20 protein-coding genes are annotated in these 22,961 nt (G+C 64.4%); 10 read left to right on the plus strand and 10 right to left on the minus strand.

What is annotated here, in order from left to right:
• The first annotated feature begins 97 nt into the window (after positions 1 to 97).
• From xth to ACYVKM_RS05240, 3 genes are all read left to right on the plus strand, one after another.
• Positions 98 to 877: an exodeoxyribonuclease III gene (xth, locus tag ACYVKM_RS05230; protein WP_460876324.1), complete on the plus strand. Its 780-nt coding sequence runs from the start codon at positions 98 to 100 to the stop codon at positions 875 to 877.
• 5 nt (positions 878 to 882) lie between these two features.
• Positions 883 to 1,560 carry a YecA/YgfB family protein gene (locus tag ACYVKM_RS05235; RefSeq protein WP_460876326.1) on the plus strand — a complete coding sequence of 226 codons (678 nt, stop codon included), beginning with the start codon at positions 883 to 885 and terminating at the stop codon, positions 1,558 to 1,560.
• A gap of 119 nt (positions 1,561 to 1,679) precedes the next feature.
• The gene (locus ACYVKM_RS05240) at positions 1,680 to 2,513 is read left to right on the plus strand and encodes a pirin family protein (RefSeq protein ID WP_460876328.1); all 834 of its coding nucleotides are present in this window, start codon (positions 1,680 to 1,682) and stop codon (positions 2,511 to 2,513) included.
• Positions 2,514 to 2,555: 42 nt separating this feature from the next.
• Here the strand turns inward: ACYVKM_RS05240 and ACYVKM_RS05245 are convergent, their stop codons facing one another.
• The 7 genes from ACYVKM_RS05245 to ACYVKM_RS05275 all read right to left on the minus strand — a co-directional run bounded on the left by ACYVKM_RS05245 (position 2,556) and on the right by ACYVKM_RS05275 (position 12,885).
• Positions 2,556 to 3,377 carry a carbohydrate ABC transporter permease gene (locus tag ACYVKM_RS05245; protein WP_460876330.1) on the minus strand — a complete coding sequence of 274 codons (822 nt, stop codon included), beginning with the start codon at positions 3,375 to 3,377 and terminating at the stop codon, positions 2,556 to 2,558.
• Entirely contained in the window at positions 3,374 to 4,252 is an 879-nt protein-coding gene (locus ACYVKM_RS05250) for a carbohydrate ABC transporter permease (protein ID WP_460876332.1), read from the minus strand. The genes ACYVKM_RS05245 and ACYVKM_RS05250 overlap by 4 nt, the downstream gene beginning before the upstream one ends.
• Positions 4,249 to 5,526, minus strand: coding sequence for a sugar ABC transporter substrate-binding protein (locus tag ACYVKM_RS05255; RefSeq protein ID WP_460876543.1), 1,278 nt, complete (start codon positions 5,524 to 5,526; stop codon positions 4,249 to 4,251). Before ACYVKM_RS05255 ends, ACYVKM_RS05250 begins: the two co-directional genes overlap by 4 nt.
• A gap of 53 nt (positions 5,527 to 5,579) precedes the next feature.
• Positions 5,580 to 7,046 carry a glucoamylase family protein gene (locus ACYVKM_RS05260; protein WP_460876333.1) on the minus strand — a complete coding sequence of 489 codons (1,467 nt, stop codon included), beginning with the start codon at positions 7,044 to 7,046 and terminating at the stop codon, positions 5,580 to 5,582.
• Positions 7,047 to 7,127: 81 nt separating this feature from the next.
• The gene (locus tag ACYVKM_RS05265; RefSeq protein ID WP_460876335.1) at positions 7,128 to 8,648 is read right to left on the minus strand and encodes a tryptophan halogenase family protein; all 1,521 of its coding nucleotides are present in this window, start codon (positions 8,646 to 8,648) and stop codon (positions 7,128 to 7,130) included.
• Positions 8,649 to 8,768: 120 nt separating this feature from the next.
• Positions 8,769 to 11,798, minus strand: coding sequence for a TonB-dependent receptor (locus ACYVKM_RS05270; protein ID WP_460876337.1), 3,030 nt, complete (start codon positions 11,796 to 11,798; stop codon positions 8,769 to 8,771).
• A 49-nt stretch (positions 11,799 to 11,847) separates the two neighbouring features.
• Positions 11,848 to 12,885, minus strand: a complete 1,038-nt coding sequence (locus tag ACYVKM_RS05275) for a LacI family DNA-binding transcriptional regulator (RefSeq protein WP_460876338.1) — start codon at positions 12,883 to 12,885, stop codon at positions 11,848 to 11,850.
• Between the two features lie 564 nt (positions 12,886 to 13,449).
• Between ACYVKM_RS05275 and ACYVKM_RS05280 the strand changes: the two genes are divergently transcribed.
• Positions 13,450 to 13,908 carry an SPFH domain-containing protein gene (locus tag ACYVKM_RS05280; RefSeq protein WP_460876340.1) on the plus strand — a complete coding sequence of 153 codons (459 nt, stop codon included), beginning with the start codon at positions 13,450 to 13,452 and terminating at the stop codon, positions 13,906 to 13,908.
• Between the two features lie 177 nt (positions 13,909 to 14,085).
• On the plus strand, positions 14,086 to 14,715 hold the full coding sequence (gene rsmG / locus ACYVKM_RS05285; RefSeq protein ID WP_460876343.1) for a 16S rRNA (guanine(527)-N(7))-methyltransferase RsmG: 630 nt from the start codon (positions 14,086 to 14,088) through the stop codon (positions 14,713 to 14,715).
• Positions 14,716 to 14,722: 7 nt separating this feature from the next.
• Here the strand turns inward: rsmG and ACYVKM_RS05290 are convergent, their stop codons facing one another.
• Positions 14,723 to 16,078 carry a GH1 family beta-glucosidase gene (locus tag ACYVKM_RS05290; RefSeq protein ID WP_460876345.1) on the minus strand — a complete coding sequence of 452 codons (1,356 nt, stop codon included), beginning with the start codon at positions 16,076 to 16,078 and terminating at the stop codon, positions 14,723 to 14,725.
• Between the two features lie 131 nt (positions 16,079 to 16,209).
• Between ACYVKM_RS05290 and ACYVKM_RS05295 the strand changes: the two genes are divergently transcribed.
• The 5 genes from ACYVKM_RS05295 (at position 16,210) to ACYVKM_RS05315 (ending at position 20,684) form a co-directional block, all read left to right on the plus strand.
• The gene (locus tag ACYVKM_RS05295) at positions 16,210 to 17,337 is read left to right on the plus strand and encodes an ABC transporter ATP-binding protein (protein ID WP_460876346.1); all 1,128 of its coding nucleotides are present in this window, start codon (positions 16,210 to 16,212) and stop codon (positions 17,335 to 17,337) included.
• 43 nt (positions 17,338 to 17,380) lie between these two features.
• Positions 17,381 to 18,250 carry a ParA family protein gene (locus ACYVKM_RS05300; protein ID WP_460876348.1) on the plus strand — a complete coding sequence of 290 codons (870 nt, stop codon included), beginning with the start codon at positions 17,381 to 17,383 and terminating at the stop codon, positions 18,248 to 18,250.
• 270 nt (positions 18,251 to 18,520) lie between these two features.
• On the plus strand, positions 18,521 to 19,390 hold the full coding sequence (locus ACYVKM_RS05305) for a ParB/RepB/Spo0J family partition protein (protein WP_460876349.1): 870 nt from the start codon (positions 18,521 to 18,523) through the stop codon (positions 19,388 to 19,390).
• 144 nt (positions 19,391 to 19,534) lie between these two features.
• Entirely contained in the window at positions 19,535 to 20,251 is a 717-nt protein-coding gene (locus tag ACYVKM_RS05310) for a glycosyltransferase (protein WP_460876351.1), read from the plus strand.
• Between the two features lie 64 nt (positions 20,252 to 20,315).
• On the plus strand, positions 20,316 to 20,684 hold the full coding sequence (locus tag ACYVKM_RS05315; protein ID WP_460876353.1) for a DUF488 domain-containing protein: 369 nt from the start codon (positions 20,316 to 20,318) through the stop codon (positions 20,682 to 20,684).
• A 33-nt stretch (positions 20,685 to 20,717) separates the two neighbouring features.
• On the opposite strand, the gene ACYVKM_RS05320 is transcribed toward ACYVKM_RS05315, so the two are convergent.
• On the minus strand, positions 20,718 to 21,668 hold the full coding sequence (locus tag ACYVKM_RS05320; RefSeq protein WP_460876355.1) for a patatin-like phospholipase family protein: 951 nt from the start codon (positions 21,666 to 21,668) through the stop codon (positions 20,718 to 20,720).
• Between the two features lie 13 nt (positions 21,669 to 21,681).
• A complete protein-coding gene (locus tag ACYVKM_RS05325; protein WP_460876357.1) occupies positions 21,682 to 22,665 on the minus strand; it encodes a helix-turn-helix transcriptional regulator in 984 nt (327 codons plus the stop codon).
• Between the last annotated feature and the right edge of the window lie 296 nt (positions 22,666 to 22,961).

The following is a 22,961-nucleotide window of genomic DNA, read 5'->3' on the forward strand; positions in this document are numbered from 1 at the left end:
CGACCATGATGCCTCAAGGCATCGCTGCGGGCGGCCGGTTTGAGCCCGAGGAGCTGTTTTGGGCAGCCCACGCCAGCGCATCCCTTACAATGCGGCGATGAAGATCGCCTCCTGGAACGTCAACTCGCTGAAGGTGCGCCTGCCGCATCTGACCCAGTGGCTGGCCGATGCCCAACCGGACATCGTGGCGCTGCAGGAAACCAAGCTCGAGGATGTGAAGTTTCCGGTCGACGAGCTGGCCGCGGCCGGTTATCGCGCGGTGTATTCGGGCCAGAAGACCTACAACGGCGTGGCGATCCTGGCCCGCGAGCAGGCCCATGGCGGGTTCAGCGACATCGTCACCGACATCCCCGGGCTGGATGATCCGCAGCGGCGGATCATCGCCGCCACCATCGGCCCGCTGCGCGTGGTGGATCTGTACGTGGTCAACGGCAAGGCGGTCGGCGACGAGAAATACGCATACAAGCTGGACTGGCTGGCCAGGGTGCGCGAATTCCTGGCGCACGAGCTGGAGCGTCATCCAAACCTGGTCGTGCTGGGCGATTTCAACATCTGCCCGGACGATCGCGATGTCTACGATCCGGTCGCCTGGGGCGAAGACATCCTGTGTTCGCCGCCGGAGCGCGCCGGGCTCAAGGCGATCACCGACCTCGGGCTGCATGACAGTTTCCGGCTGTTCGAACAGGGCGCTGAACACTACAGCTGGTGGGACTACCGGCAGGCTGCGTTCCGTCGCAACATGGGCCTGCGCATCGATCTGATCCTGATCGGCGAGGCATTGAAATCTTCTGCCAAGGCGGCAGCGATCGACCGCGAACCGCGTCGCTGGGAGCGCCCTTCCGACCACACGCCGGTGACGCTGGAACTGGATATCTGACTGAAATGACCTCGAAGACCGAATGGCCCAGCTCGCTGGACGACAACGAACTGGATGAGCTGGACCGCTACCTGCGTGCGCATACTGGCGAAGGCGACCTGCTGCTCGACGGCGTGCACGGCCTGCTCAGCGCGCTGGCGGTCGGCCCGCTGCTGGTGCTGCCGGACGAATGGTTGCACGAGGTGCTGCACGAACCGTTCGCGGACGAGAATGAAGGCAACCGCGTGCTGGCGCTGCTGGCCAAGCTCAATGATTCGATCAGCGCCGAGCTCGACGTCGACGCTTACGAGCCGATTCTCGGCGAGGTCGAGCAGGAAACCGGCCCGATGTTATCGGCCGCTGGCTGGTGCGAAGGCTTCAGCCGTGGCATCGACCTGCGCGCGAGCCTGTGGGAAACCCGGCTCGCCGAAGACCCGCAGCTGATGGAACTGCTTGGCCCGGTGATGGCGCTGGCGGTGGACGAGGGCATCCTCAGCGCTGACACCGAGTTCGAGAAACTCAGCGACGACGAATACGACGAGTGCCTGTCGCAGGTGCCGGCGGTACTCGGTGCGGTCAACCAGTACTGGCAGGCCAAGCCCGTCACCGAAGCCGAGGTGGAGGCGATGGTGCATCAGCAGAGGCCGGGCGATGATGGCGATAACTCACCGCCGCGTCAGCGCAGCGGGCACTGGGTGCACTGAAGGCCGGGTCGCTCGTCGCAGCGTTGCCGGGATAGAACGATCCGTTCCGGTGCTGGCGCTTGGATAAGCAAGGCAACAGGGCCATCTTGGCGCTCAGACATCTCTGACTGGAGCCACCCATGAGCGATCGCCACATCACCCGCCGCATCCGCGGCACCGACACGTCCGACGGCGCCGGCGTGAAACTGAAGCGCATCATCGGCCAGCCCGGACTGGACATGCTCGATCCGTTCCTGCTGCTGGACGAATTCCGTTCCGACGATGCAGGCGACTACATCGCCGGCTTTCCGGAGCATCCGCATCGCGGCTTCGAGACCGTCACCTACATGCTGGCCGGGCACATGCAGCACGGCGACAACCACGGCAACCGCGGCGACCTTACCCCGGGCAGCGTGCAGTGGATGACCGCCGGCCGCGGCATCCTGCATTCGGAAATGCCGCAGCAGGAAAACGGCCTGATGTGGGGTTTCCAGCTGTGGGTGAACCTGCCGGCGAAGGACAAGATGACCGCGCCGCGCTACCAGGACATCGGTCCCGAGCGCATCCCGGTGGTGCATCCGGCCGAAGGCGTCGAGGTGAAGGTGATTGCCGGCGAACTGGCCGGGGCCACCGGTCCGGTCGAAGGCATCGTCACCGCACCGGTCTACCTGGACATCAGCCTGCGGCCGGGTGCGTCGTTGACACTGGATCTGCCTGTCGGGCATCACGGCTTCGCTTACGTGTTCGAAGGCGAATCGGCGCTGGTCGGCGGCGAGTCACTGCAGCGTAGCGAACTCGGCGTGTTGTCCGAAGGCGAGCAACTGCAAGTGGCCGGTGGCGACAAGCCGTCGCGTGTGCTGGTGGTCGCCGGCAAGCCGCTGAAGGAAAGCGTCGCGCGCTACGGACCGTTCGTGATGAACACCCCCGAGCAGATCCACGAAGCGATTGCCGACTTCCGCGCCGGCAAGTTCTGATCACGTCGGCCCTCTCCTTCGCCGGGGGAGAGGGCGAGTGCATCAACCCTTCACACTGCCCAGCAGCAGCCCTGCCAGGTAATGGCGCTGCATCGCCAGGAACAGCACGATCACCGGCAGCACGGTGACCACCGAGCCGGCCATCATCAGTTCGCTGTCCTCGGTGTGCTCGCGCGCCAGCGAGGCCAGCGCCAGCGGCAGGGTGTAGTGCTCCTGCCCGGTCAGCACGATCAGCGGCCACATGAAGTCGTTCCACGCAGCGAGAAAGGTGAACACGGTCAGCGTGACCATGATCGGCTTCAGCAACGGCAGCACGATCTGCATGAAGATGCGCCACTCGCCGGCACCGTCGATGCGCGCCGCTTCCAGCAATTCGTCCGGCACGCCTCGGGCGTACTGACGCACCAGGTAGATGCCGAAGATGGTCGCCATGCCCGGGACGATGACGCCGGCGTAGCTGTTGACCAAGCCGGCATATTTCAGCAGCAGGAACAGCGGCAGCATCGCCACCTGGGCCGGGATCACCAGCGCCCCGATCAATGCCTGGAACAATCGTTCGCGACCGGCAAAGCGCAACTTGGCGAACGCGTAGCCGGCCATCAGGTTGCACGCCAGCGCGAACAACGCGATCGCGCTGGAAACCAGCAGGCTGTTGAGCACGTAGCGACCCATGCCGGCATGCGCGAACAGCTCGCGGTAATTGCCCAGGGTCGGATGTGCCGGCAGCAACGGCGGCGGCAGCGAACTGGCGGCGCCCGGCGCCATGAACGAGACCGACAGCATCCACAGCAGCGGCAACAGCGCGATCGCGGCGCAGCCCAGCAGGGCGCCGTTGACCAGCCAGCGTGCGAGCCGTGGCGTCATGCCGGCTCTCCCCGTCGCGACAGCCGCAACAGCAGCATGGTGACCGCGAAGATGATGCCGAACAGCAGGAACGCCACCGCCGAGGCCACGCCCAGGTTCCACCATTTGAAGCCGTCCTCGTACATCAGGTACAGCACGCTCACCGTGCTCTGCAGCGGGCCGCCTTCGGTCATCACGTAGGGCTCGGCAAACAGCTGGAAGTAGCCGGCGACGGTGAGCACCATCACCATCACCATGGTCGGTTTCAGCATCGGCAGGGTGATGTGCCAGAACTGGCGCGGCGCCGTCGCGCCATCGATGCGGGCCGCCTCGTACAGCTCCGGCGGGATCGCCTGCAGACCGGCCAGGAAGATGATCATGTTGTAGCCGAAGTTCTTCCACACCGCGAACGCGATGATCGTCGGCATCGCCCAGTGCGGATCGCCGAGCCAGTCGACCGGATGCAGGCCGAGTTCCGCCAGGCCATAGTTCACCAGCCCGTACTTGGTGTTGAACAGGTAGCGCCAGATCACCGCCACCGCCACCACCGTGGTCACTACCGGGGCGAACAGCACGGTGCGGTAGAACGACTTCATCCGCGCCAGCGGCGAATTGAGCAGCAGCGCGGTGCCCAGCGACGCACCGATCGACAGCGGCACACCGACCGCGACGAAGTAGAAGGTGTTGCCCAACGCCGACCAGAACAGCGGTCGTTGCAGCAGCATCCAGTAATTGTGCAGGCCGACGAAGCGGAGATTGCGGATATTCGCCAACGCATACAGATCGTAGTCGGTGAGGCTGAGCACCAGCGCGCCGATCACCGGCAACACGAAGAACACGCCCAGCACCAGCAAGGCCGGAGCCAAGAACAGCCACGCGGTGCGCGGGCGATTCATCGCGGCGGATCCCGTCGGTGATCGAGCATCCAGCGGCGCTTCTCGAGGATCGCGTCGGCACGGTGGTCGATCTCGGCGGCCGCTTGATCCACCGTCAATTCGCCATGCGCGGCCTGGGCGGCAACCAACTGCATCTCGGTCACGATGCGTTCCCATTCGGGCACCGGTGGAGTGGGTTTGACCCGTTCGAGCTGCTCGCGAAATGCCTGCACCGCGGGATCGCTGCGCAGTGCGCCGTCCTGCCATGCCGAACGACGCGGCGGCATGTCACCGAGCAGCTCGTAGAACTGCCGCTGCACCTGCGGTCGCGACAGGTACTCGATCAGCAGCCACGCCTGTGCCTGGCGCACCGAGCGGCGGAAGATCACCAGGCTGGAGCCGCTGGCGATGCCGGCACCCGGGCCATCCGGTCCGGGTAGCGGTGCGGTCGCCCATTCGTCCTGCTGCGACGGCGGCAGGCGATGGCGGAATTCGCCGATGTTCCACGGTCCGGAAAAATAGAACGCATACACGCCGCGGCCAAATTCAGTCCACGGATTGGGTACCTCGGTGTTGGCCAGAAGCGGTGCTTCGTGCTGCCGGAATGCATCGACATAGAACGCCAGCGCACGCTTGAAACCGGCGCTCTCGAAATTGCCGTAGCGCCCGCCGTCACGCAGCAGCCCGTCGCCCGGATGCGGGCCGTAGTCCTGCTGCAGCGCCAGCGAGAGCAGCTGCTCGAACTCATTGGTCGGCAGCAGGATCGCGTAATGATCCGGCCCTGTGTGCGTCTTCAGGGCTGCCATCTGATGCGACCATTCGGCCCAGTCGTGCGGTGGTGCATCGAAGCCGGCCGCCTTGAGCAGATCCTTGCGATAGAACAGCAGGCGCGTGTCGACGTACCACGGGATCCCGTACAGCCGGCCGTCGATGCGGTTGGTGGCCCAGATGCCGGCGAAGTAGTCGGCCGGCTGCACCACCTGCGAGCGGTCGACGAACGGCTGCAGCGGCTGCAGCGCATCGAGTGCCTGCAGTTCGGCGATCCAGGTATTGCCGAGTTGGGCGACGTCCGGGGTGGTATCGCCGGCGAAAGCCGTGAGCAATTTCTGGTGCGCGGCTTTCCACGGCAGCTCCTGCACATCCACGTGGATATCCGGATGTTCGCGTTCGAACGCCGGGATCAGCTGCGCCACCGCCTCGCCTTCGCGACCCATGCCCCAGAAGGTCAGCGTATGGCGCGAGTCATCGTGCCGACTGCAGCCAGCCATGCCGGCCAGCATGCCGGCGAGCAGCATCGCCAGCGGCGCATGTCGCCACCGCGAGGCATACGCTCGCCGGTGGCGACATCTCACGGCGACGCCGCCGGATGCTCCAGCCAGCCGCCGGTGAAGCCGGCGCGTTCGAGTCCCTTGCGCACGTACAGGTTCTTCTTCATCACCTTCCATACGAAATCGCTGCGCCAGTTCTCGATCATCAGCACGATGGGGCCCTGATCGATGCCGAGCTGCAAGGTATCGGCCCAGCCGAATCCGGGTACCACTCTGCCGGTGCGCGACCCGGTCTCCGTATGGAAGCTCGGGTTGAATGCATCGACAAAGCCATACTGGTTGTAGATCCACTGGCCGTAGCGCTGCTTCATTTCCTGCAACGCAGGGATCACGATTTCCGGTGCGAAGGCGATCGAGCCGCCCGCTGCCGTAGGTGCGATGGTGCCATCATCGGAAATGTAGTCCAGTCCCGCGCCGCGTGCGGTATATCCGTCGAACTGGCGTTCACCCGTCGCGCTCTTCACGACGAAGCTGCCCGGGCCATTGCTGGCAGTCAGGCCCCAGACGTTCTTGCCATAGCCGGTCCAGTGGCCGGGATTGGCGATGGCGTAGCTGCGCTGGCTGTAGACGGCACGGCGGCTGTTCTCGAAATAGTCCAGGTCGTGCTCACGGCTCCACGCATCGCGGATGCCACGGAAGTCGACCCACACCTCGGTGAACTGGTGGCCGAACAGCGGCGCGAAGTTGAGAAAGGTCTGGCCCTGGAACGCGCCCCAGGTCAGATGATTGGTGGACAGCCACGCCTGCCAGGCTTCGGGTCCGACCGGATGGGTCGGCGAGCCGAGCGCGAGGATGTAGACCAGCATGCCTTCGTCGTAGCCTTTCCAGTCGGCCGGGATGAACTGACCGCCCGGCGTCCAGCCCATGCTGATCAGCGGTTTGCGCGGCTGCATCCAGGTCCAGTCGACCTCGCGGTAGATCGCGTCGGCGAGTTGCCGGATCTCCTTCTCCTGCGGCGTGTCGCGGTCGTAGTACGACTCGGCGAACAGCACGCCGCCAAGCAGCAGGGTGGTATCGACGCTGGACAGCTCAACAGAGCGCATTGCGCGCTTGCCGGTCTGCATGTCGAGGAAGTGGTAGTAGAAGCCGTGGTAGCCGGCGGCATCGTCCTCGCTGTCGTTCTGCGGCGCATGCCTGAAGAAGCGCAAGGTTGCGAGGGTGCGCTCGATCGCCTGCGCGCGCGTGATGTAGCCGCGCTCGACGCCCACGCCGTAGGCGGTCAGGCCGAAACCGATCGCGGCGATGCTGGAAAACGAATGGCCGGGCGCGGAGTCGGGTACCAGTCCGGTCTTCGGGTCGGCGCTGTGCCAGAACCACTCGAACGTGCGCTGCTCCAGGTCGTCGACCAGCTGCTGTTGCTGCCTGGGCAGGGTGGCGTAGCCACGGTCCGCTGTTCTGGCCGCGACCGGTGACTGCCAGCCGGCACCAAGCACAAGGAACGCGGTGAATGCGGTGGCTCGCAGGATCCGGAAAAGCTTGCTGGTCATGGGGAAGCGCTCTGTCTCACGATGGGGAGGTCGTGCGTAGCCGTCGCCGCGGTTGCAGGTCGGACGGCCTGGAGAAAACGGTCAGGCCGCCATGCCGGGTGCGGCGCAGTAGCGGTCGATGAAAGCCTGGTGCGACGGCATCGCCTCGACACAGGAATTGACGACCTGGCCGACGCTTGCCATGAACCCGGCCAGTTCCTTGTCCGGCATCTGGTCGACCAGCGGATGGTAATGCTGCGGCACGATGCGCTGACCGAGCATCACCTGCACCCAGCTCACCGTGGCGAACATTTCTTCGGCATCGCGGAAGAAGCGGCCGCTGTCACGGAACAGGCGGATGTTGTCCTGCAGTTGCGCCGGGATCGACATCGTGCGGCACTGGTTCCAGAACGGCGTGTCGGTACGTTCGGTAGCGTGGTAGTGCAGGATCAGGAAATCGCGGATGTGCTCGTATTCGAACGCCGTCTGCGCGTTGTAGCGATCGATCACGATCTCGCTGAAATCGCGCTGTGGAAACAGGTTGAGAAGCCGGGCGATGCCGGACTGGATCATGTAGATACTGGTCGATTCGAGCGGCTCCAGGAAACCGCTGGCGAGGCCCAGCGCAACCACGTTCTTGTTCCAGGATTTCTTGCGCACGCCGGTCGTGAAACGCAACAGGCGCGGATCGCCCATCGGCTTGCCGTCGAGATGCTTGAGCAGGGTCGCCGTCGCTTCATCGTCGCTGACATGCGCGCTCGAATACACATAGCCGTTGCCGGTGCGGTGCTGCAGCGGGATGCGCCACTGCCAGCCGGCGGGACGCGCGGACGAGCGTGTATACGGTGTGGGTGGTTCGACCTTCTCGCAAGCGACGGCCAGCGCGCGATCGCATGGCAGCCAGTGGGTGAAATCGAGATAACCGGTATGCAGCGCCTGTTCGATCAGCAGGCCGCGGAAGCCGGAGCAGTCGATGAACAGCTCGCCTTCGATGCGTTCGCCGCTGTCCAGCACCACTGCCTCGACGAACCCGTCGTGTGGTCGCAGCACGGTCTGCGCGACCTTGCCCTCGGTGCGGCGTACACCGCGCTGTTCGGCGTAGCCGCGCAGGAATTTCGCATACAGACTCGCGTCGAACTGATAGGAGTAGGCGATATTTGCCAGCGGCGAACCGGCGGGCACGTCGGTGGCCGAGGTCATGAACTTGCCGAGCGGCGCCGCCAGCGTATTGATGGAGTAGGCGCCGATGTCCAAGGCCATCCCTTTCTGCATGGCCTTGATCCAGAACTGGTGGAACGGCAGCAGGCTCACGTCGTGGCCGATCGTGCCGAAGCCATGGATATACGAATCACCCAGGCGGCCCCAGTCATTGAACTGCACGCCGAGCTTGAACGTGCCCTGGGTATTCTTCATGAACTCGATGTCGTGGATGCCGAGCAGATCGTTGAACAGCTTCAGGTGCGGCACGGTGCCCTCGCCGACGCCGACGGTACCGATCTCTTCGGACTCCACCAGCCTGATCGAATACGTGGGGCCGAGTACCTTGGCGAATGCCGCCGCCGCCATCCAGCCTGCGGTGCCGCCGCCGATGATGACAATGTTCTTGATGCGAGGGACGGTCATGGGAAGCCTGCGGATGGCAAGAGGGTGTTCATGACGAGATACCGCAAAACAAAGCCCGCACGGAGCGGGCTTTGTTTCAGGCATGGATGCCGTTGCCGGCATGAGCCTTCACAAGCGGGCCTAGAAATTTATACCCATCGAGACTTTCAGCGTGCGTGGATAACCGGAAATATCGCCGGTCGGGTTGAAGAGCACCGGGGTCTTGTTCAGCACGCCGTTCGTGCCCCAGCTTTCCAGATAATCGACGTAATTGTTCCAGTTGAATGCATTGATCAGGTCGATACGGACGTAGGCGTTGAGGCCGCCGTAAATCCTGAAGTTCTTCGTGGCCTGGAAATCGAGGTCGCGGAAACCGAAGATCTTGGGGCCGAACAGGAAGCGCCCCTCGCCCGGCGGTACGACCGACGCCGAGAAGCAGCCGCTGCCGGCCACGCCATTGCTGTCCTGGTTGGTGGCTGGCGCTCCGTAGCAGGCCAGGTTGAGATCGGGAATCGGCGTGGCCAGGGTCAGCTTGGCGCCCATCACGAAGCCCCATGGGCCATCCAGCGTACCGGTGACCACCAGGCGGTGCTTGGCAACACCGGAGCCGGTGAACGGGTAGTTGCCGATCTTCTCGTAGTCGAACGCGTACTGGTCGGTCGGATCGCTGTTGTCGTTGTTCTGACGCGATTGACTGTAGGTATAGGCGATCGTCGTGCCCCAGTGCGATTCCTTGGTATAGGGTTTTTCGGCGTACAACAGCAACTGGGTCGTGTCGGTTCTCAGGCCGTTATTGCCGATGATCAGGCTGCCGAAACCCGGGATGCCGTTGTTCCATGGCTGGCTGCCGTTCTGCCAGAAGCTGCCGTCCGGATAACGGTTGCCGAGGGTGTAGACCAGGCCGTCGTAGCTGCGCACCTCGGCGAACGTGACGCTGGTGTTCCAGTCGCCGATCTTGTTGCGCATGCCGATGCTGAACTGGTCGGAGTACGGCGCCTTCAGGTTGTTGTTAACCAGGTCGACTTCCTTGCCGGCCGAGGTTCCAGCCACCAGGGCCTGCAGGGTCGGAATGCTCAGATAGGACGGATCCCACGTGTAGCAGGAATTCTGGCCGACCGTGCATGGCACATCGGGTGTGTTGAAGTTGAGCGTGGGCTGCGACAGCACCGACTTGGTCTGCTCGACCTGGAGCGATTCGTACAGGTCACGGTCGTAGGAGCGGCCGATACCGCCGAAGACCACATGGTTTTCGTCGCCGTTGACGTCATAGGAGAAACCGAAGCGCGGCTGCCACTCGTTCTTCGGTGCATGACGGTTGTTGCCGGTGCTGATGTAGTCGTTGATGTTGACGCCGCCCTTGGCCAGCGTCTGTGCATAGGTCTGCCCGGCCGGTGCGTTCGGATCCTGGCTGTTGAATGCCGCGATCACGTTCGCCGGAGTGACATAGTCGAGATACGACGGGGTCTTCTCGTAGTCCCAGCGCACGCCGAGGTTCAGGGTCAGGTGGTCGTCGACTGCCCAGTCATCCTGGATATAGGTGCCGAACTGCTTGTCCGAGCTGTTGGCGACCGGGCTCAGCCCGGGTGTCGGCGAACCGAATTGCACCTTGTACGGAGTCGCCTCGGTGCCGGCGGAAGTGACCGCATAGTTGTAGAGCGCGTTGGTGTCGCCCGCGTCCTGTGCGGTCAGCTTCACCGCCTTGTACTTGACGCCCATCTTGATCACATGGTCGCCATGCCATTCGAAGTCGTTGAAGGTCAGGTCGTCCTGCAAGGACGGACCTTTCTGACCCTTGTTCTGCTGGGCCAGTGGCGAATTGCCGGTCTGCAGGATCGTGGTATTCAGCTGTGCCCCGGTCAGCGTATAGGCATTGCCGTCACCGATAAGCACCGGCGTCGGCGTGTAGAACGCATCCTCGTAGGTGGCTTGCAGGCGGTTGAACCAGCTGTCGGTGCTGTGATCCCAGCGGATGTCGAAGCGCTTGTCGGTGTTGAGCGTATTGAGCGCAGCCGACGCGGTGTCGACGCCGCCGATGCCGCTGATGGAAGTCTCGTGGCGGTAGTGGCCGCTGACCTCGAAACGGTCCTTGTCGCTCGGCTCGAAGTCGATCTTGCCGAACCAGTCGTTTTCCTTGAACGGGAGGCCAACCGGTCCGATCTGCGACTGTACGTCAGCGGGCAACAGGCTGTCATAGCCGGAGACACCCGGCACCACGGTTTTCGGGGTGTCGAATTCCTTGCCTTCGTAGGCGATGAAAAAGTGAGCCATGTCCTGCAGGATCGGACCGCCAAGATCGAAGCCGTAGTCCTTTTCATGCGACGGGGTCTTCTTGTCGGCGGCTATCTCGGAGGGAGTCTCGGCGCGCATGGCGGTATCGGTGAAGCTGCCGAACACGTCACCGTGGAATTCATTGGTGCCGGACTTGGTTTCGGCGGTCACGGCGGCGCTGGAGATCTGGTCGTACTCCGCCTTGTAATTGGAGGTGATGACCTTGTATTCGCCGATCGCCAGCTGCGGGAACGGATTGCCCTGACTGGCGTTCTGGCCGGTGACGCCACCGGACAGCACATAGTTCTTCTGGCCGACGCCGTCGATGTACACATTGATCGCGCTGTTCGCCTGGGCACCTGAGCGCAAGCTGGTGGTGCCGTCCGCACTGCGGGTGAACACCATGCCCGGCACGGTGTCGGCGAACTCGAGGAAATTGCGCGAAGCCTGTGGCGTGGTTTCGATCTGATGCAGCGAGACCTCGGTGCCCACTTCCGAAGTCTTGACTTCCTGCAGACTGACGGCAGAGGCGGTGACCGTGACAGCGTTGAGGTTGGTGGCGTTGTTGGCCGCTGCCGCAGGGGCCGTCAGGTCAAGCGTGGCGGTGGAGGCCACGCTGAGCGTGACGTTTCGTTCGGTACCCGCCCCCGCATCCACCTGGTAGGTGCCGGGCGGCAGTCCGACCAGCGCGTAGCTGCCATCGGTATCGGCCTTGGTGCGGCGTACCGCGCCGGTGGAAATCTGCTTGGCCGTCACCACCGCGCCCGGAGCAGCATGGCCACGCAGGTTGGCATCGGAGCTTGCAGCAATCGAGATGGCCGAGGTGCTGATGGCAACCGCAGCTATCGACGCCTTGATCAGACTCGCGAGCAGTTTCTTCTTGAACTTCGTTGTCGTGTTCATTGTGCCCCTCCGAGATATACCTACGGACCTGTTTTGGTGACGGCTTTCTTTATGAGCGACGTCCGTGTGCGGATGACACTTTGCTGAGATTCGTGCCGCAGCTTTCGCGAACGACAATTTCGCAACCGAGCGTTTGCGCGAATGAAGGTGCCTGACCAGGGCTTTCGAGCAGTTCGGCAAGATGCTCGAGCGCACTCCGGCCCAGGTCCGCAATGCGCACGCGCACCGTGCTGAGCGTCGGGGTGACGTAGCGTGCGATGGGAATATCGTCGAACCCGGCCAGCGCGATGTCGCCTGGCACATCCAGCCCGGCTTCGCGAAAGGCATACATGCAACCCACCGCCATCATGTCGTTGGCGGCGAAGACGGCGCTCGGGCGCTTCTTCTGCGCCAGCAGCCGCTGGCCGGCAAGGTAGCCGGATTCCTCGGTGAAATCCCCGACCATGACATTCAGCGGCTCGTCCGGCGCGCCGGCGGCCATCGCCGCGCGATAACCCTGCTCGCGCTGCTGCGCATCGAAGTTGCTGGCCGGACCGGCGATGTGAGCCACGCGGGCATGCCCGGCATCCAGCAGATGTCGCACCATCGCGTGCGCACCGCCGAAATTGTCGATGTTGAGGACCGAATAGGTCTTGCTCTTCACCGCACTGTTGAGCAGCACGGCGGGCACCGAAGCGGCCAGGTTGGCGTGCAGAAACGCGGCATCCACGCGCGCTGACAGGATCAGCATGCCGTCGACACGTCCCTGCATCGCGCGCAGGGCGGCGGCGGCATCCTCGGCTCCGTCATGCGAACTGGAAACCAGCAGGTGCAGGCCGCGGGCCCGCGCCGCCAGATCGATGCCGCGGATCAGTTCGGAAAAGAACTCGCCATGCAGATCCGGCAACAGCGCGCCGATGGTGTGCGTGCGCCGGGTGATCAGGCTGCGTGCCGCGGCGTGCGGCACATAGTGCAACCGGCTTGCGACCTCGCGGATGCGCTGACCGGTTTCTGCGGTGACCCCGCCGCCGCCATTCAGGGCGCGCGAAACGGAGGCCACGGAAACCCCGGCCTCACGTGCTACGTCTTTGATAGTGGTCGCCGCCATTGGGGGTTGTCCGAAGGTGTCGAAACCCTGCCGCGGCGCCAACGTAATCGTTTTCATGGCGTGTTGTAAAGCACCCGTAAACAGGTACTTTTGCTGCGATGCGGAAGGTTTTCGCGTACGCAATCGCAATGAACGTGAGCTAGTCACTGCCGGCGCGGTGACCGGGGCGGATGGTCAGAAAAATGTATTTATGGCAACGCAGCAACGGAGACACGGAACCAGGGCATGGATCCACCGGTCATTGCTGGCGGCCTATGGCGCGATCCATGCATTCGAATTCTCAGGAATCCAGGAAACGGTTTTACATGCCTGGCTGAGAGGTATCCGACGGAATCTGATCGTCGCCAACTGACATTTATTCGGCAGTAGTGACATGGATCAGCATCTGCAGGCATCGATCGATGATGACGAGAACGGGATCTCACTTTGGCTCGGGCAGACCACTTGTTAAAAAAATCTTTTCGTCGTTAAATGTAGGTTAATCTTTGCAGGCTCAAGTGGCTGTATCCTCAACTTCCCGAGAAAGCTGAAGAAACTACTGGCAAGTTACTGTTTTTCATTATGATGACCATCCTGCTGACCTTGTTGCTTGTCCTGCCTGTCGCGCTGATTGCCAGCGCGATCAAGCGTGTACCGGCGGGTCAGGTGTACAGCCTGTACCGGCACGGCAAGCCGGTGCGCCTGTTGCAGGCGGGAACGCATCTGGCGCTGCCGTTGCTGGACCGGGTGGCACACAAGATCAATCTGGCCGGACAGACGCTGCACTTCCAGGAGCCGCTCGCCGACGCGCATGATGTGCGTGGCACGGTGTACTGGCAGGTGCTGGAGCCGGAGCGCGCCGACGCCGTGTTCGAGCAAGTCGATCAGTTGATCCGCCGCGGTACCCAGGAAGCGTTGCGTGGCGAACCGGAAGTGGAACGCGCCGACCGGCGCGATCTGGGTGCGCGAATGAAGCAGTCCTTGAACAATGCACTGCGCGAACGCGGCATGATGGTGACCCGGGTCGAGCTCGATATAGCCTGAACTCTCAGAGAGTCGGCTGAATCGCGCCAGGGCGCCCAAGAGCGCCCGCGCCACAGGGGATTGGTAAACCTTCAACCCGCCAGCGCGGGTTTTCTTTTGCCGGGTTCACGCATGCCGGCTGGCATCGTCACCGCTCGGCAGGGATACTGCCGGCCCTCGACCACACAGGACAAGATCATGGCTGCGCGCGACGCCTTGCAGGCTCGGCTGGAACAAGGCATCGCCGAGCTGGGGCTGGTTCTGCCGTCCGTCGCAGTACCTCGGCTGCTCGACTATCAGGCCCTGCTGGAGCGCTGGAACGCGGCCTACAACCTCACCGCGATCCGCGATCCGGCGGAGATGATCACCCGCCATCTGCTCGATTCGCTGGCGATCCTGCCTTATGTGCAGGGCGCCACACTGGCCGACCTGGGTACCGGCCCCGGCCTGCCCGGTGTGGTGCTGGCGATCGCGGCGCCGGGACGCGAGATCCTGCTGGTCGATTCCAATGGCAAGAAGGTGCGCTTCCTGCGCGAGGCGATCCGCGCGCTCAAGCTGGATGGCGTGCGCGCGGTGCAGTCGCGCGTGGAGGACGTCGAGGGCCAGTACGACTGCATCACCGCGCGTGCGTTTGCCAGTCTCGCCGACATGCTCGGCTGGGGTGGCCATCTGCTCGCGCCGGATGGCATCTGGCTGGCGATGAAGGGCAAGCGGCCGGATGACGAGTTGCCGGGCATGCCGGCGGGTTTCGCCGTGAGCAGTACGCACGAGCTGGCGGTGCCGGGACTGCCGGCCGAACGCCATCTGCTGGTGATCGGCCGCGTCTGAGCGTGGCCTATTCGTCCAGCACGCTGCCGTTGCTTTCGATCACCTGCGCATACAGCTTGGCGGTAGCCTTGGGTGTGCGCTGCTGGGTGGCGAAGTCGACGTGGTACAGCCCGAAGCGCTTGGAGAAGCCCAGCGACCACTCGAGATTGTCCATCAGCGACCACGCGTAATAGCCCTTCAGGTTCACGCCGGCTTCGATCGCGTGATGCAATGCCTTGAGGTGCCTGCGCAGATAGTTCGTGCGCAGCGGGTCGTGGAGTTCGCCGTTCTCGACCACCGGCGGGTCGTAGAACGCGGAGCCATTCTCGGTGATGTACAGCGGAATGTCGCCGTAACGACCCTTGAACCAGGTCAATGTATCGGTGAGGCCCTGCTCGAACACCTCCCAGCCGGTTTCGGTATAGGTCTTGTTCGGCTGGCGCACCGGCACGGCCTTCAGCGGATACGCGTCCGGGTCGTGCCTCACCACCGAACGGGTGTAGTAGTTGATGCCGACGAAATCGACTTGCTGGTTCGTCAATTTGAAATCATCGGCCGGGAAATCCGGCCACGCCTCGCCGAAGATTTCCTTCAGCTCGGGCGGGTAGCTGCCCAGCAGCGCCGGATCGGCGAACTGCTGGTTCATGTAGGCATGTGCGCGGCGGGTGGCAGCAAGGTCCTCGGCGCTGTCCGAATGTGGATACTTCGGCTCGATGTTGAACACCACGCCGATCTCGTGCTTGCCGTGCGCGCGGTACGCCTGGATGCCGGCACCGCTGGCGCGCATCAGATTGTGCGCGGCGATCGGTGCCTCGAACTTGTTGCGGTGCCCCGGCGCCAGCGCGCCATGCAGGTAACCGCCATCGGTGACCACCCACGGCTCGTTGAGCGTGGACCAGCGCGGCACACGGTCGTCCAGCGCCTTGAACATCACCTCGGCGTAGTCGGCGAACCAGTGCGCGATGTCGCGGTTCAACCAGCCACCGCGGTCGTCCAGCGCAGCAGGGAGATCCCAGTGGAACAAGGTGGCGTTCGGCGCGATGCCGTTTTCCAGCAACTCATCCACCAGCCGCGAATAGAAGTCCAGCCCTTTCGCATTGACCGGGCCGGTACCCTCGGGCAGCACGCGCGCCCAGTTGATGCTGAAGCGATAGCCCTGCAACCCCAGCGCCTTCATCAACTGCACGTCGCCCTTGTAGCGACGGTAGTGATCGCAGGCGACATCGCCGGTATCGCCGTTGACCATCATGCCGGGAGTGTGCGCGAAGCGCTGCCAGATGCTGGCGCCGGCACCGTCGGCCAGCGGTGAGCCTTCGATCTGGTAAGCCGAGGTGGCGGCGCCCCAGTGGAAGTCCTCGGGAAAGCGGAAACTGCGGCGTGCCATGCGTATCCCTGCGACTCGATGCTTGATGTAAACGATTACACGGGCAGAATAGCCCAACGCCCCGCCGCTGTGCAGACAGTGCATGCTTTGGCGAGGACGGGCCATCGTGGCCAACTGCACCGGAGATGTCGATGGCGGCCGTATGCCTGGATCAGCTGCGCAAGGTCTACCCGAACGGCCATGTCGGCGTGGCCGGCGCCAGTTTCGACATCGCCGATGGCGAGTTGCTGGTGCTGGTGGGCCCCTCGGGCTGCGGCAAGACCACCTTGCTGCGGATGATCGCCGGGCTGGAATCGATCAGCGGTGGCACGCTCAGCATCGACGGCCGCGTGGTCAACGAGATGGCGCCGAAGGATCGCGACATCGCGATGGTGTTCCAGAACTACGCGCTGTATCCGCACATGACGGTAGCCGAGAACCTCGGCTTCGGCCTGAAACTGCGTGGTCTGCCGAAGGCCGAGATCGACCGTCGCGTGGCCGGGGCGGCCCGGACGCTGGAGCTGGAATCGCGGCTGGACGCGCGTCCGGCCGCGTTGTCCGGCGGCCAGCGTCAGCGGGTGGCGCTGGGCCGTGCGCTGGTACGCGATCCGAAGGTGTTTCTGCTCGACGAGCCGCTGTCCAATCTCGATGCCAAGCTGAGGCTGTCGATGCGGGTGGAAATCGCCCGCCTGCATCGGCAGCTCAAGGCCACCATGATCTACGTCACTCATGACCAGATCGAAGCGATGACCCTGGGCCAGCGCATCGTGGTGCTCGACGGCGGGGTGATCCAGCAGATCGATACGCCGATGAACCTTTACGAACGCCCGGCGAACCTGTTCGTCGCCGGCTTCGTCGGCAGCCCGGCGATGAACCTGCTGCGCGGCACGCTGCGCAGCGATCGCGGCTGGATCTTGGCCACGGCAGACGGCGATATCGCGCTGGGCGAGCTGCCGCAGGCCGTGTCGTGGCAGCCATGGTGCGATCGCGAGGTTGTGCTGGGCATCCGCCCGGAACATCTGCAGCCGCAGGACACGGACCGTGCCGCGCTCAGTGCGCGGCTGGAAGTGCTCGAGCCGGTCGGCAATGAGATCTTCCTCAATCTGCGCTTTGGTGCGCAGGCACTGGTTTCGCGGGTGGCTCCACAGGCCCTGCCCGAGCCGGGCGGCTTGCTGGCGCTGGGCCTGGCAACCGAGCGGCTGCACCTGTTCGATGCGGCGAGCGGGGCGCGGATCGGCGCCACGGCTGGCCTGGCGGACGGGCAGCGTTCGGTGGGATGAGGCATTACACTAACCCTCTCCCGCGTACGGTAGCTATCCATCCATGGCCCGCATCATCGCTGTCGCCAACCAGAAAGGCGGCGTCGGCAAGACCACCACTGCCGTCAATCTCGCTGCTGCGCTGGCTGCCGCGAAGCGCAAGGTATTGCTTATCGACCTGGATCCGCAGGGCAACGCGACGATGGCCTCGGGCATCAACAAGCGCGAAGCCAGGCCGAGCGGCTGCGAAGTCCTGCTGGAGGAAGCGGAGATCGCCAGCGCGATCGTGCCGACCGACGGTCATTACGACCTGCTGCCGGGCAACGGCGACCTCACTGCCGCCGAGCTGAAGCTGATGGACGCGCTGGCACGCGAGCACCGGCTGAAGGAAGTGCTGGCGAAGATCTCGGCGAGCTACCACACGATCCTGATCGACTGCCCGCCATCGCTGAACCTGCTGACGCTGAACGCACTGACCGCCGCCGATGGCGTGCTGATCCCGGTGCAATGTGAATATTTCGCGCTGGAGGGATTGTCCAGCCTGCTGGACACGATCAAGGCGGTCCGTCACCGGCTGAATCCGAAACTCGAAATCGAGGGCCTGCTGCGCACCATGTACGACGTACGCAACAACCTCGGCAACGAGGTGTCTGCCCAGCTCACCCAGCATTTCGGCGACAAGGTGCTGCGCTCGATCATCCCGCGCAACGTGCGGCTGGCCGAAGCGCCCAGCCACGGCCAGCCGATCCATCTGTACGACCGCAGTTCGCGTGGTGCGATCGCCTATATCGGCCTGGCCGGCGAAGTGATCCGGCGCGAGCGCGGGTTGCCGCCGCGCGTCGAGCATGCCGATCCGGTCGACGACATCGAACCACCAGTGCATGGCGACAGCGGCGCACTACTCAAGGCGCCTGCCGCCAATCATCAGGAATAAGAGCCTGTTCATGGTTTCCAAGCACCCCGCGTTGTCATTCCGTGGCTGTCAGGTGGCAGTGCGTGGTGCCGGTCTGCCTGGCCGGCAGGCCAAGCCGCGCGCTGTCGCATGGCGGCCACGGTATGACAACCCTTCGGGCCGGATCTGTTTGCCCGCATGCCGGCGTCATCTTTCAGTCGTGGACGGACGTCCACTTCCTCACTCTTCCTTGGCCTGCGCGCAAACAGCTTCCGGCGCGGGGTGCTTGGAAACCATGAACAGGCTCTAGACATGGCTGCTGCGAAAAAACGTGGATTGGGACGCGGGCTCGATGCCCTGCTCGGCGGCGCTGGCGAGGCTGCACCGTCGGTGCTGGCGCAGGAAGGCGAGCTGCACATGCTGCCGATCCAGCAGATCCAGCCAGGCAAGTACCAGCCGCGCCGGCACTGGAACGACGAGGCGCTAGACGAACTGGCTGCGTCGATCAAGGCACAAGGCCTGATCCAGCCGGTGGTGGTGCGTGCGATCGGCAAGAACAGCTACGAGCTGATCGCCGGCGAGCGCCGCTGGCGCGCGGCGCAACGCGCGCAGCTGAGCGAGCTGCCGGCGCTGGTGAAGAGCGTGCCGGACGCGGCGGTGCCGGCAATGGCGCTGATCGAGAACATCCAGCGTCAGGACCTTACCCCGCTGGAAGAAGCCGATGCGCTGAAGCGGCTGATCGACGACTTCGACCTCACCCACCAGCAGGCCGCCGATGCGGTGGGTCGTTCGCGCGCGTCGGTGTCGAACATGCTGCGACTCACCGAGATGCCGGACTCCATCAAGCGGTTGCTGGACGACGGCAAGCTGGAGATGGGCCATGCGCGCTGCCTGCTGACCCTGGACGAGGCCATTGCCGTGCCACTGGCGCGCCAGGCCTCGACCCTGGGCTGGTCGGTGCGCGAGCTGGAGGAAGCGGCGCGGCGCGCGCAGACCGCCCCGAAGGGCAAGGCGAAGAGCACGCCGGCGCGCGATCCGAATATCGCCGCACTGGAACGCGAGCTGGCCGAGCGCTTCGCCGCCCGGGTCGAGCTGGCCCAGGGTCGCGGCGGCAGTGGCAAGCTGGTGATCCACTACCACAGCAACGACGAACTGGACGGCATCCTCGGCAAGATCCGCTGAGAGCAGAAATGAGAGGAGAGGAGTGAGAAGCGAGAGAAGGTATCAGGGCACGGCATGCCCGCTCTCGCTCGCTTCCCACTCTTCTTCACTCGCTCCTCGCTCCGCCACACGCTTCACGTTCACGTAAATATTCAGGGCCTTCCCATGCCGCAACTCTCCGTCGTCGTCCCCGTCTTCAACGAGCGCGACAACATCCCGCCGCTGCTTGCCGAGATCGCTGCTGCCCTGCGCGGCAAGGTCGACTACGAGGTCATCTACATCGATGACGATTCCAGCGACGACAGTCGTGCGGTGCTGGCGGCGCAGAAGACCAGCCATCCGGAATTGCGCGTGCTGCATCATGTCACCCGCAGCGGCCAGAGCACCGCGGTGTGGAATGGCGTGCGCGCGGCAACCTCGCCGTGGATCGCCACGCTCGATGGCGATGGCCAGAACGATCCGGCCGATATCCCGAAGCTGCTGGCGGCACGCGACGGCGCCGCGGCCGACATGCGCCTGTTCGCCGGCTGGCGCACCACGCGCCGCGACAGCTTCAACAAGCGCATTTCCTCGAAGATCGCCAACGCGGTGCGCTCGCGCATGCTTCGGGATGCCACGCCGGATACCGGCTGCGGCCTCAAGCTGTTCGATCGCGAAGTGTTTTTGCGCCTGCCCTATTTCGACCACATGCATCGCTATCTGCCGGCGCTGGTCAAGCGTGCCGGTTTCGCCTGCCAGAGCGTGCCGGTCGGTCATCGCCCACGCACGGCCGGTGTGTCCAAGTACGGCATGCTCGACCGGCTGTGGGTCGGCCTTGCCGACCTGCGTGGCGTGGCCTGGCTGATGCGCCGCGGCAAGGTGACCCGGGTCGAGGAACTCTGATCCGCGTCCCGCCACGCTGATCCAACCGTCGTATGCTGGTGGTCTTCCGTTCGGGAGGCCGAACATGAGCATCGTCGTCAAACGTGTCTACGAACCGGCTGTGAAGGCCGATGGTTATCGCGTGTTGATCGACCGTCTGTGGCCGCGGGGGCTGAAGAAGGAAGCGGTGCCGCTGGATCAGTGGGCGAAGGAGCTGGCGCCGTCCACCGCGTTGCGCCAGTGGTTCGGGCACGAGCCGGCGCGCTGGGACGGTTTTCGCCATCGTTACGCCGGTGAGCTCGATGCGCTGGCCGAACACTGGCGGCCGCTCGCCGAGCGCGCGGCGCGGCACACCGTCACCCTGCTCTACGGCGCGCGCGACGAGGAGCACAACAACGCGGTGGCATTGAAGGCGTACCTGGAAAACTGGCTGCGCACGCATGGCCCGCGTTGACCCGGCAAGCGCGCCGGGTCAACGCGGGCTCGATCATGGCTGGCGCTGTGGAGTCGCCGATTTTGACCAGTGGGCCAGCGCCTCGCGTGCCTGCAGGCGGCCGCGTTCGATGAGTTCGCGGGCGCGGTAGAACTCATAAGCGGTCGACACGTTGCGCGGCAGCTGGATCAGCAGATCCGGCTCGTAGGCGGCCAGGCGCAGGCGCGAGAGATTCGCCTGCATCAGGTCCATCGACTGGTTGAGCAGATCCCATGCGCCGGGTTCGCGTGGCTTGCCTTCGCTGTGCGGCAGCAACCGGCCGAAGAATTCGCCGAGGCGGTGACGGTAGCTGCGCTCATCCGCATCATCGTGCTCGCCGGTTTCGGGTGCGGCCATCTGCGCCGGGCCATCCATGCTGACAGCGAACAGATAGTCGGCCGGATCGCGGATCAGGGGCGTCACCGGCACCGGGTTGAGCAGGGCACCGTCGAGCAGTCGGCGGCCATCGATGGTGTACGGACGGAATACCGTCGGTATCGAGATCGAGGCGCGGATCGCGTCGAACAGCGAGCCGCGCGTGAGCCATACCTCGCGTTCGCGATCGAGGTCGGTGGCGACGGCGGTAAAGGCGAGCGGCAGCTCCTCGATGCAGACATCGCCGATCATCTCGCGCAAGGTGCCGATGATCCGCTCGCCCTTGATCAGGCCACCGCCGGAAAACGTCCAGTCGAGCAGCTTGAACACGTCGAGCCGGGCCAGCGTGGTCACCCAGTCGCGATAGACGTCGAGCTTGCCCATCGCGTACACGCCACCGATCAGCGCGCCCATCGAGGTGCCGGCAATGGCGGTGATCTGGAATCCCTGTGCCTCGACCTCCTCGATCACCCCGATATGCGCCAGCCCTTTCGCGCCACCGGCACCGAGCGCCAGCGCCACGCTGGGTTTGCGCGGCACGGCGGCATCGGGCGGTACGGCGCCGGGATCGGCGATGTCGGCATGGTTCATCGCGGGGTTCCGGTCAGGCCTGCGACTGCTGGTAACCGCCGAGCGCCAGCTGCAGCAGGATCTTCATTTCCTCGCGCAGCGGCAGCGGCGCCACCACCTCCGCGTCCGGGCCGTACTTGAGCACGTCCATCAGCAGTTCCTTCGAATTGGAGTAAGGCACTTTCAGCTCGTAGCGGCCATCGGGCAGCCATTCGCCCTTCTGCTGCGAATGCCAGTGCTCGTCGGCGACCCAGCGTGCGGCATGCTGTGAAAAGCGGATGGTGGCCCAGGCCTTCGGCTTGCCGGCGAAGATGCCGTAGCTGGAGGCGAGCAGTTCGTTGAGATCGCCTTCGCCGACATCGATTGCCGCGGCATCCAGCGCATGTGCCTCGGCGATGCGGTCCACCGCGAAGCTGCGCAAGGCCTCGCGGTCGTGGTCCCACACGTCCAGATACCAGTTGTCGCGGTAGTGGGTCAGCCGCTGTGGCGAGACGGTGCGGTGGCTGTCGGCATTGGTGGTGCGCGCGCGGTAGCGGAAGCGCAGCTGCCTGCGCTCCAGCACCGCGCCGGCGACGATGCGGAACACCTGCTGGTCCAGCTTGCGCTCACCCCACGGAATGACCCGGATGCGTTCGATCGGCAGCGCCTTGCCGCTACCCTGGTCTGACAGCAGGCCCTCGATGCGGGTCTTGAACGGCGCCAGTGCACCGGCCAGCACGCCGGGACCGGAACGGCTGATCAGCTCGTTCAGCGCCAGCAGCGCGGACAGCTCGTCGGAGGTCAGCCACAGCCCTGGCAACTCGAAGCGCTCGCCTTCGCCGACCTCATAGCGGAATGCGGCCTGCTCGCTGCCGGCGCTTTCGATCGGCGCGCGCAACGCGTCGCGCAGGAACGCGATGTCGCGATACAGCGTGGCACGCGAGCACTCCAGCTCGCCGAGCAGGCGCGACAATGGAACCGGGTAATGCGCCGATTTCAGCAGGCGGTGCAGGGTCAGTATGCGTTCGTAACGATCCATGGTTCGAGTCGGCATCGGCTGGGGAGGAGGGCGTTGTCTAGCATGGTGGCGCGCCGGAGTGGCCGCAAGTCACGCATGGCCCGGTGCCGACTTCGCCCGCCGGTGCCTGTCATGCCTCCGATGCATCCATCCTCTGGTGCAGCGCATGAATAGCCGGTCTCGGCCGCGTGGACTGTCGTGCGAAACAGTGTTCACGCATGCAACCCGCGCACGGATGATGCCCAGCCAGCGGCTCTGCAATCCGGGCGCTGTTCATTGGATGTTCAAGCCTATTTGTTAAGGTAATCATTACCAAT

This window comes from Rhodanobacter koreensis (assembly GCF_054782855.1).

Excerpts from the sequence above, each read along its gene's own strand:
- ACYVKM_RS05305 (WP_460876349.1), top strand. The coding sequence starts at position 18,521 with ATGGCTGCTGCGAAAAAACGTGGATTGGGACGCGGGCTCGATGCCCTG.
- ACYVKM_RS05250 (WP_460876332.1), bottom strand. The coding sequence starts at position 4,252 with ATGAATCGCCCGCGCACCGCGTGGCTGTTCTTGGCTCCGGCCTTGCTG.
- xth (WP_460876324.1), top strand. The coding sequence starts at position 98 with ATGAAGATCGCCTCCTGGAACGTCAACTCGCTGAAGGTGCGCCTGCCG.
- ACYVKM_RS05315 (WP_460876353.1), top strand. The coding sequence starts at position 20,316 with ATGAGCATCGTCGTCAAACGTGTCTACGAACCGGCTGTGAAGGCCGAT.
- ACYVKM_RS05290 (WP_460876345.1), bottom strand. The coding sequence starts at position 16,078 with ATGGCACGCCGCAGTTTCCGCTTTCCCGAGGACTTCCACTGGGGCGCC.
- ACYVKM_RS05255 (WP_460876543.1), bottom strand. The coding sequence starts at position 5,526 with ATGCTGCTCGCCGGCATGCTGGCCGGCATGGCTGGCTGCAGTCGGCAC.
- rsmG (WP_460876343.1), top strand. The coding sequence starts at position 14,086 with ATGGCTGCGCGCGACGCCTTGCAGGCTCGGCTGGAACAAGGCATCGCC.
- ACYVKM_RS05300 (WP_460876348.1), top strand. The coding sequence starts at position 17,381 with ATGGCCCGCATCATCGCTGTCGCCAACCAGAAAGGCGGCGTCGGCAAG.
- ACYVKM_RS05265 (WP_460876335.1), bottom strand. The coding sequence starts at position 8,648 with ATGACCGTCCCTCGCATCAAGAACATTGTCATCATCGGCGGCGGCACC.
- ACYVKM_RS05235 (WP_460876326.1), top strand. The coding sequence starts at position 883 with ATGACCTCGAAGACCGAATGGCCCAGCTCGCTGGACGACAACGAACTG.
- ACYVKM_RS05240 (WP_460876328.1), top strand. The coding sequence starts at position 1,680 with ATGAGCGATCGCCACATCACCCGCCGCATCCGCGGCACCGACACGTCC.
- ACYVKM_RS05325 (WP_460876357.1), bottom strand. The coding sequence starts at position 22,665 with ATGGATCGTTACGAACGCATACTGACCCTGCACCGCCTGCTGAAATCG.
- ACYVKM_RS05275 (WP_460876338.1), bottom strand. The coding sequence starts at position 12,885 with ATGGCGGCGACCACTATCAAAGACGTAGCACGTGAGGCCGGGGTTTCC.
- ACYVKM_RS05280 (WP_460876340.1), top strand. The coding sequence starts at position 13,450 with ATGACCATCCTGCTGACCTTGTTGCTTGTCCTGCCTGTCGCGCTGATT.
- ACYVKM_RS05245 (WP_460876330.1), bottom strand. The coding sequence starts at position 3,377 with ATGACGCCACGGCTCGCACGCTGGCTGGTCAACGGCGCCCTGCTGGGC.
- ACYVKM_RS05270 (WP_460876337.1), bottom strand. The coding sequence starts at position 11,798 with ATGAACACGACAACGAAGTTCAAGAAGAAACTGCTCGCGAGTCTGATC.
- ACYVKM_RS05260 (WP_460876333.1), bottom strand. The coding sequence starts at position 7,046 with ATGACCAGCAAGCTTTTCCGGATCCTGCGAGCCACCGCATTCACCGCG.
- ACYVKM_RS05320 (WP_460876355.1), bottom strand. The coding sequence starts at position 21,668 with ATGAACCATGCCGACATCGCCGATCCCGGCGCCGTACCGCCCGATGCC.
- ACYVKM_RS05310 (WP_460876351.1), top strand. The coding sequence starts at position 19,535 with ATGCCGCAACTCTCCGTCGTCGTCCCCGTCTTCAACGAGCGCGACAAC.
- ACYVKM_RS05295 (WP_460876346.1), top strand. The coding sequence starts at position 16,210 with ATGGCGGCCGTATGCCTGGATCAGCTGCGCAAGGTCTACCCGAACGGC.